Annotated in this window: 6 protein-coding genes; all 6 read right to left on the bottom strand. The window is 68.6% G+C overall.

Translation table 11 applies throughout. The annotated features are described in order from the left end of the window. Nucleotides 1-90: 90 nt before the first annotated feature. A complete protein-coding gene (locus C1J00_RS32240; RefSeq protein WP_102912521.1) occupies nucleotides 91-1,605 on the bottom strand; it encodes an amino acid permease in 1,515 nt (504 codons plus the stop codon). Between the two features lie 147 nt (nucleotides 1,606-1,752). Then, complete coding sequence (dxs, locus tag C1J00_RS32235; RefSeq protein WP_102912520.1) at nucleotides 1,753-3,675, bottom strand: 1-deoxy-D-xylulose-5-phosphate synthase; 1,923 nt, start codon at nucleotides 3,673-3,675, stop codon at nucleotides 1,753-1,755. Nucleotides 3,676-3,857: 182 nt separating this feature from the next. Then, nucleotides 3,858-5,150: a sugar ABC transporter permease gene (locus C1J00_RS32230; protein ID WP_102912519.1), complete on the bottom strand. Its 1,293-nt coding sequence runs from the start codon at nucleotides 5,148-5,150 to the stop codon at nucleotides 3,858-3,860. Further along, nucleotides 5,147-5,938 (bottom strand): ATP-binding cassette domain-containing protein, encoded by a 792-nt coding sequence (locus tag C1J00_RS32225; protein ID WP_102912518.1) that lies wholly within the window; start codon nucleotides 5,936-5,938, stop codon nucleotides 5,147-5,149. Before C1J00_RS32225 ends, C1J00_RS32230 begins: the two co-directional genes overlap by 4 nt. Nucleotides 5,939-6,135: 197 nt before the next feature. Next, a complete protein-coding gene (locus C1J00_RS32220; protein WP_180989768.1) occupies nucleotides 6,136-7,236 on the bottom strand; it encodes an ABC transporter substrate-binding protein in 1,101 nt (366 codons plus the stop codon). Nucleotides 7,237-7,369: 133 nt separating this feature from the next. Further along, on the bottom strand, nucleotides 7,370-8,581 hold the full coding sequence (locus C1J00_RS32215) for an ROK family transcriptional regulator (RefSeq protein WP_102912516.1): 1,212 nt from the start codon (nucleotides 8,579-8,581) through the stop codon (nucleotides 7,370-7,372). Nucleotides 8,582-8,807 lie beyond the last annotated feature (226 nt).

Raw genomic sequence — 8,807 nt, 5'->3', positions numbered from 1 at the left:
CCCCCGACGAGAAGGCGCAGGCGCGCACCCCCACCGAAGCCGCACAGACCGCCGCCCCGCAGCGACAGCCCCAGCCGCAGCCACAGCCGCTTACGGCGTGCCACCACCCACGCTCGGCTGCTCCTCCCCCGACCCGCGGCGTGCGAGGCGGCTGTGGCTGCGGCCGTACAAGAAGTAGAGGAGGAAGCCGGCGGCCATCCAGATGGCGAAGCGGACCCACGTCTCGGCGGGCAGGTTGATCATCAGCCACAGGGACGCGCAGACCGACAGGATCGGGATGACCGGCACCCACGGGGTGCGGAAGGCCCGGGGCAGGTCGGGACGGGACTTGCGGAGAATGATCACGCCGATGGCGACGACCACGAAGGCGAACAGCGTGCCGATGTTCACCAGCGCGGCGAGCTCGGTCAGCGGGGTGAACCCGGCGAGGATCGCGATGATCACGCCGAGCAGGATCGTCGGCCGGTGCGGCGTCTTGAACCGCGGGTGGACGCGCGAGAAGAACCGCGGCAGCAGCCCGTCCCGGCTCATCGCGAAGAACACCCGGGTCTGACCGAGCAGCAGGATCATGCAGACCGTCGTCAGGCCGACCGCGGCGCCGAAGCTGATGAAGCCCGCGAACCACGGATGCCCGGTGGCCTTGAACGCGTCGGCGAGCGGCGCGTCGACGGACAGCTCGCTGTAGTGCTGCATGCCGGTGACGACGATCGAGACGAGGACGTACAGCGTCGTGCAGATCAGGAGGGAGCCGAGGATGCCGCGCGGCATGTCACGCTGCGGGTTCTTGGTCTCCTCGGCGGCCGTGGCCACGACGTCGAAGCCGATGAAGGCGAAGAACACGACCGAGGCGGCGGTGAAGATGCCCATCACGCCGAAGTTGGAGGGCGCCCAGCCGAACATCAGCTGGATCAGCGGGGAGTCGAGACTCGCCCCGGCCTCCACGGGCTGCTCCTTCGGGATGAACGGGTCGTAGTTGGCACCCTTGATGAGGAACGCGCCCGCGATGATCACGACGAGGACGACCGTCACCTTGATGGCCACGACGATCGACGTGATCCGCGCGGACAGCTTCATGCCGAGCACGAGGATGCCGGTCAGAACGAGGACGAGCGCGGCGGCGAGGATGTCGAAACCGAAAGCGTCGGCGCCCTCGCGGCTGCCCAGGCCCGCGGGCATCGTCCAGCCCGCGTTGTCCATGAGCGACTGGATGTAGCCGGACCAGCCGACGGCCACCACCGCCGTGCCGAGCGCGAACTCCAGGACCAGGTCCCAGCCGATGGTCCAGGCGGCCAGTTCACCGAGGGAGGCGTACGAGAACGTGTAGGCGGACCCGGCGACCGGGACCGTGGACGCGAACTCGGCGTAGCACAGGGCGGCCAGGGCGCACGCGACGCCGGCCGCCACGAACGCCAGAGCCGTCGCGGGCCCGGCGTTGTCCTTGGCGACGGTCCCGGTGAGTACGAAGATGCCGGTACCGATGATCACACCGACGCCGAAGACGGTCAGATCCAGCGCTGACAAGGACTTCTTGAGCGCGTGCTCTGGCTCCTCGGTGTCGAGGATGGACTGCTCGACCTTCTTCGTCCGGAAGAGGGTACTGCTCACGGGGTACCTCCCACGCTTGTCGTCCTCGACATGATCGAGAGGGGGCACCATCCGTATGCCCTGACGGGGGTGGATTCACGCCAATGGGCCGGTTTCACCACCCTTGACGGGGGTGAAACCGGCCCATTCAGCGGTACCGGGTGGGCGTCAGTCCCGCGCGGGCTCCACGGAGTCCACCGTCGATTGCTCGTAGCGTCCGTCGAGCTTGGCGACCAGCCCGGTCACCTGACGGGCGATGTCCGGTGCGGTCAGTCCGATCTCGGCGAGAACCTCGGCACGGGAGGCGTGGTCGAGGAAACGCGGCGGGATGCCGAAGTCCCGCAGCGGCACATCGACGCCCGCGTCGCGCAGCGCCTGCGCGATCGCCGAGCCGACGCCGCCGACGCGGCTGTTGTCCTCGACGGTGACGACCACGCGGTGCTGCTCGGCGAGCGGGGCCATGGCCTCGTCGACGGGCTTGACCCAGCGCGGGTCGACGACGGTCGTGGAGATGCCCTGCTTGTCGAGCAGGCCGGCGATCTCCAGGCACATCGGCGCGAGGGCGCCGACGGAGACCAGCAGCACGTCCGGCCGGTCGGTGCCGGGCTCGCGCAGGACGTCCATGCCGCCGACGCGGCGCAGGGCCGGCACGGCGGGGCCCACGGCGCCCTTGGAGAAGCGGACCACGGTCGGCGCGTCGTCGACGGCGACGGCCTCGCGCAGTTGGGCGCGCACCTGGTCGGCGTCGCGCGGCGCGGCCAGCCGCAGCCCGGGCACGACCTGCAGGATCGACATGTCCCACATGCCGTTGTGGGAGGCGCCGTCGGTGCCGGTGACCCCTGCCCGGTCGAGGACGAAGGTGACCCCGCACTTGTGCAGGGCCACGTCCATCAGCACCTGGTCGAAGGCCCGGTTGAGGAACGTGGCGTACACGGCGAACACCGGGTGCACGCCGCCGGTGGCCAGGCCGGCCGCGGAGACGGCGCCGTGCTGCTCGGCGATTCCGACGTCGTAGACCCGCTTGGGGAAGCGCTTGGCGAACTTGTCCAGGCCCACCGGCTGGAGCATGGCGGCCGTGATGGCGACGACGTCCTCGCGCTCCTCGCCGAGCTTGACCATCTCCTCACCGAAGACGGACGTCCAGTCGGCGCCGGAGCTGGCGATCGGCAGGCCCGTGTCGGGGTGGATCTTGCCGACGGCGTGGAAGCGGTCCGCCTCGTCCTGGAGGGCCGGCTGGTAGCCGCGGCCCTTCTCGGTGAGGCAGTGCACGATGACCGGCCCGCCGAACCGTTTGGCCTTGGCGAGCGCGGACTCCAGGGCCTCCAGGTCGTGTCCGTCGATCGGCCCGACGTACTTCAGGCCGAGGTCCTCGAACATGCCCTGCGGGGCGATGAAGTCCTTCAGCCCCTTCTTCGCGCCGTGCAGGGTGTCGTAGAGCGGCCGTCCGACGACGGGGGTGCGCTCCAGGACCTCCTTGGTGCGGGCGAGGAACCGCTCGTAGCCGTCGGTGGTGCGCAGGGTCGCCAGGTGGTTGGCGAGGCCGCCGATGGTCGGCGCGTAGGACCGCTCGTTGTCGTTGACGACGATGACGAGCGGGCGGTCCTTGGCGTCGGCGATGTTGTTCAGAGCCTCCCAGGCCATGCCGCCGGTCAGCGCGCCGTCACCGATCACGGCCACGACGTGGTCGTCGCGTTCGAGGATCTGGTTGGCCTTGGCGATGCCGTCGGCCCAGCCGAGGACGGTCGAGGCGTGCGAGTTCTCGATGACGTCGTGCTCGGACTCGGCCTGTGAGGGGTAGCCGGACAGGCCGCCCTTCATCTTCAGCTTCGAGAAGTCCTGGCGGCCGGTGAGCAGCTTGTGGACATAGGACTGGTGGCCGGTGTCCCAGAGCACCTTGTCCCGGGGCGAGTCGAAGACCCGGTGCAGGGCGATGGTGAGCTCCACCACGCCGAGGTTGGGGCCGAGGTGACCGCCGGTCTTGGAGACCGCTTCGACAAGGAAGCTCCGGATCTCCTCCGCCAGCTGGTTCAGCTCCTCCAGGTTGAGCCGGTCCAGATCGCGCGGTCCCCTGATACGGGTCAGCAGCGGCACCCGTGCCTCCTTGCAGTAGAGCTGTTGCCGGGCTTGTCGAGTCTAATGTTCCGCCTTCGCGGGCGGCGCCGAGGCTCTGCGTCGTACGTCACGCGTTCGGCTGTACCCATGTTGTGCCACACCTACGACACACCTGTGCCCGGTACCTGGGAGGTACCGGGCACAGGAGGTGTTCCTCGGCGCTACGCGCGCCCTGCGGTCTTCTGCGTCTTGCGGGTGACGGCGTCGATGACGACCGTGGCCAACAGCACACCGCCGGTGATCATGTACTGCACCGGGGAGGCGATGCCCTCCAGGGCGAGGCCGTACTGGATCGACACGATCACCAGGACGCCGAGCAGCGCGTTCCAGGTGCGTCCACGGCCGCCGAACAGCGACGTGCCGCCGATGACCGCGGCGGCGATCGCGTTCATCAGCAGGTCACCGCCGCCGGCGCCCTGGTTGGCCGCCGCGATCTTCGAGGCGATGAACAGACCGCCCACCGCTGCGAAGGTGCCGGAGATCGCGAACACCGAGATCCGGACCATCTCCACGTTGATGCCGGCCCGGCGGGACGCCTCGACGCTGCCGCCGAGCGCGAACACCTTCCGGCCGTACGCCGTGCGGCGCAGCACGAAGTCCGTGACCAGCAGCACCGCGATGAAGATCACCACGGCGAGCGGCAGGCCCTTGTACTGGTTGAAGACGATGGCGACGGTGAAGGCGAGCACCGCCAGCAGCACGGTCCGCACGATGGTCTCGCTCAGCGGCCGCGACGGAACGCCGACGGCCTCGCGGCGCCGGTTGCCGAGGAAGGAGCTGACGAAAAATCCGGCGGTCACCACCGCGGCCAGAGCGTACGCGGCGGCCACGTCGGAGAAGTAGTAGCTGGTCAGCTGGGCCACGACCCCGTCCGGGTCGAGGTTGATGGTGCCGTTGTCGCCGAGGATCTGGAGCATGAAGCCGTTCCAGAACAGCAGACCGGCCAGGGTGACGGCGAAGGCGGGCACGCCGATCTTCGCGAAGAAGAAGCCGTGCAGCGTGCCGGCGACCGTGCCGGTGAGGATGGCCAGCACGAAGGCGAGCCACTCGTTCATGCCGTTGGTGACGTTCAGCACCGCGAAACTCGCGCCCGCCACACCGGAGACCGAGCCGACCGACAGGTCGATCTCGCCGAGCAGCAGCACGAACACGATGCCGACGGCGATCATGCCCGTGCCGACCATGGCGACGGACATGTCGGACAGGTTGCCCGCGGTGAGGAAGTTGGAGTTCAGGCTCGTGAAGATGAGCCAGATGATCGCGAGGCCGATGACGACGGGGATGGAGCCCAGGTCGCCGGACTTCATCTTCCGCTTGAACTCGCTGACGTAGCCCTTGAGGCCCTGCTCACGCACCAGCAGCCGGGGGTCGACCACCGTGACGGCGGCCTTGGCCGCCTCGGGGTTCTCCACGGCGTGGTCGTCCGGAGCCGCGGAGGTCTTGTCGATGCTCACTTGGAAACCTCCCCGTTCGTGCGCGCCGCACGGCGGGTCACGGCGTTGTCGGTGGCGCCGGTGATGGCGGAGATGATCTCTTCCTGCGAGGTCGACTTGACCTCGAAGACGCCGTTGTTGCGGCCGAGACGCAGCACGGCGACCTTGTCCGCGACGGCCTTCACATCGGCCATGTTGTGGCTGATGAGGATCACGGCGTGGCCGCGCTCGCGCAGCCGCTCGACCAGGTCGAGGACCTGCGCGGTCTGCTCGACGCCGAGGGCGGCGGTGGGCTCGTCGAGGATGACCAGCTTGGGCTCGCCGAGCATGGAACGGGCGATGGCCACGGTCTGGCGCTGACCGCCGGAGAGCGAGGCGATCGGGATGCGCACGCTGGGAATGCGGATCGACAGCGTGTCGAGCAGCTCGCGGGAGCGGCGCTCCATCTCCACCTCGTCCAGGATGCCGCGCTTGCGGATCTCCCGGCCCAGGTAGAGGTTGCCGACGACGTCGATGTTGTCGCAGAGCGCGAGGTCCTGGTAGACGGTCGCGATGCCCAGGTTCTGGGCGTCGTGCGGCTTGTTGATCTGGACGGACCTGCCGTCCCATTCGATGACGCCCTCATCGATGGGGTGCACGCCGGCGATCGTCTTGACCAGCGTGGACTTTCCGGCTCCGTTGTCGCCCACCAGGGCGACCACTTCACCGGCGTGGACCTCAAGCTCTACGTCGGTGAGCGCCTGAACGGCACCGAACCGCTTGGAGACCCCGCGCAACGCCAGCACGGGCGTAGCGGACACGTAAACCATCTCCTTCGCCGCCTGACCCGGCGGGAGGTATGTGCAGCAGCTTTGACAGAGTTCGAAGTGATCCGTCCGGCGCCCCGCGTAGCTTGCGGGGCTGATGTGGCGGGGCGCCGGAGGAACTCGGGGGCAACCTGTCCCCACACGGGCGTCACGGGAGCCCGGTTCGGACTCCCGCGCCCCTCAGGGGACTTGGCGGCTGCTTAGTTGAGACCGATCTTGTCGCAGGCGGCCTTGTACTTGCCCGTGCAGATCTCGTTGACGGTGTAGATGCCGTCCTTGATGACGGTGTCCTTGATGTTGTCCTTGGTCAGCGAGACGACCGGGACCAGGACGGACGGGATGGCCTTGGTGGTCGGGCTGTCGACCTTGTCCTTGGCGATCGAGTCGAGCGACTTGCCCTGGGCGAGGGCGACGGCCATCTCGGCCGCGACGTCCGCCTCCTGCGGGTAGGGCTTGTAGACGCTCATGTACTGCTCACCGGTGACGATGCGCTGCACACCCGCGAGCTCGGCGTCCTGGCCGGTGACCGGGATGTCGGCGATGCCGGCGGCCTTCAGGGCGGTGATGATGCCGCCCGCCATGCCGTCGTTGGCGGAGTAGACGCCGACGATCTTGTCCTTGCCGAGGGCGGAGATGGCGCCCTCCATGTTGGAGTTGGCGTTCTCCGGCTTCCACTCCTTGGTGTCGTACTCGCGGCCGACCTTCACCTTGCCGTCGAGCACGGAGTGCGCGCCCTTCTTGAAGTCGGCGGCGTTCGGGTCGGTGGAGGAGCCGTTCATCATGACGATCTGGCCGTCCTTGGCCTTGTCGCCGAGCGCCTTCAGCAGGGCCTCGCCCTGGGTCTTGCCGACGGTGACGTTGTCGAACGAGGTGTAGGCGTCGATCGGGCCCTCGGCCAGGCGGTCGTAGGCGACGACGGGGATGCCCGCGTCCTTGGCCTTCTTCACCGAGCCGGCGATGGCCTTGGAGTCCACGGCGTCCACGATCAGCGCGTCGACCTTGTTCGACACCATCGTGTCGACCTGCTGGTTCTGCTTGGCGGCGTCCTGGTTGGCGTTGGCGTAGACGACCTCGCCCTTGCCGTTGGTGAGCTCCTTGACCTTCTCCTCGATGAGGGGGCGGTCGAACTTCTCGTAACGGGCGGTCGCGTTCTCGGGAAGGAGCAGGCCGACCTTGATGTCGTCGCCCTTCTTGGCGGACCCCGTGGAATCGGCGTTGTCGCCCGACTCCTTGGCGCTGCCACAGGCAGCAAGCGAAACAGCCATCGCACCGGCGGCAATAGCGACAGCGGCGCGACGCATACGCGTGTTCACTTCAGAAACCTCCCTGACGAGGCCGCGACATTGCGGCCGAGGTGGCTGGAAGTCAACTCGGCCACACGTGCGACGTCAAGAAGTAAATCCTTAACGAGATGGCAACGGTGCCATCCGTTCTCTAAGTGAAGGCAGGAGCCACCGCCTGCAGTGTGCCTGTAGCCGTCCCGTCCAAAAGGGTCGAATCGCCCATCTCGCTGAGGGCGAGGGCGAGCGCTCCGAGCACTTCGGCACGGCCGCCGAGGGCACCGGGGAGAACGGACAACTGGCGTGCCGCGCTGGGGATGGCGTAGCGGCCGACGGACTCCCGGATGGGCCCGAGCACCAGCTCACCGGCCTCGGCGAGATCACCGCCGAGGACCACGCGGCTCGGGTTCAGCAGGTTGCAGAGATTGGCCACTCCACTGCCGATGTGGCGGCCGACGTCGGCGATCACCCGACGGCAGCCCGGGTCTCCGTCCCGCGCGAGCCGTACGACGCCTTCCATGGTCAGGTCGGTGCCGTGACTCGACTGGAGGAGCGGGAGCACGTAGCGCGCTGCCGCGAAGGTCTCCAGGCAGCCGCGGTTTCCGCAGCGGCAGACGGGGCCGGACTCGTCGAGTGTAATATGCCCGATTTCTCCAGCGGTGCCGCCGGGGCCCCGGTAGATCTTGCCGTTGATCACCAGACCGGCGCCGACACCGCTGGCGACCTTGATGTAGGCCAGGTCGCGGACGCCCCGGCCGCTGCCCCAGACCATCTCGCCGAGGGCGCCGAGGTTGGCGTCGTTGTCCACGTGCACGGGAACGCCGAGGCGGCCGTGGAGCTCCTCGGCGGGCTTGGTACCGGACCAGCCGGGGAGGATGGCCGTCGAACCGAGGGTGCCGGATTCGACGTCGATGGGGCCGGGGACGCCGAGGCCGACGCCGGCGATCTTGGAGCGGTCGACGCCGGTGGCTTCGATGAGGCGCGTGACCAGCTGTTCCGCGCGGTCGAAGCCCTGGGTGGCCGAGGCGTCGACGTCGAGGGGCTCGGACTCCTCCGCCAGGACCTGGTGGGCGAGGTTGCCGACCGCGACGCGGAGGTGGGTGTGGCCGAAGTCGACGCCGATGACGATGCCGGCGTCGCCGCTCAGGGACACACTGCGGGCCCGGCGGCCGCCGGCGGAGGTCGGTGTGACCTCGACGGTGCCGCCCTCCTTCAACTCCCGGACGATGTTGGAGACCGTCGCCGCGGACAGACCTGTCGTCCGCGCGATCTCGGCTTGGGTTAGGGAGCCCGCCAGGCGCACGGCTCGTACGACCCGCTCCAGGTTGGCTCGGTGCAGCGATGACTGCGACCCCGGAGTCTCCACGACGACCTCCTGCGCACGGGGCCGCTTCGATGAGACCCCGTCTATGTCCAACTAGTGAACTCTAAGCTGAGCCGTTCGGGTTGCCTCCCGTCAAGAGGTTGAACTGATTCCGCGGTGTGTACGGGTCGTCGCGGAGCGCTATGTGGGGGTACGCGCTTTCTGCCTGGGGGCCTGCGGCTGTTCGGGGGTGCGCGCCTTCGCCGTTCGCCGGGTGGTGGGTCGGGGC

The organism is Streptomyces cahuitamycinicus (assembly GCF_002891435.1).
Taxonomy (GTDB): Bacteria; Actinomycetota; Actinomycetes; order Streptomycetales; family Streptomycetaceae; genus Streptomyces; species Streptomyces cahuitamycinicus.
This window is presented reverse-complemented; position numbering and strand designations above follow the sequence as displayed.

Excerpts from the sequence above, each read along its gene's own strand:
- C1J00_RS32225 (WP_102912518.1), bottom strand. The coding sequence starts at position 5,938 with ATGGTTTACGTGTCCGCTACGCCCGTGCTGGCGTTGCGCGGGGTCTCC.
- C1J00_RS32220 (WP_180989768.1), bottom strand. The coding sequence starts at position 7,236 with ATGCGTCGCGCCGCTGTCGCTATTGCCGCCGGTGCGATGGCTGTTTCG.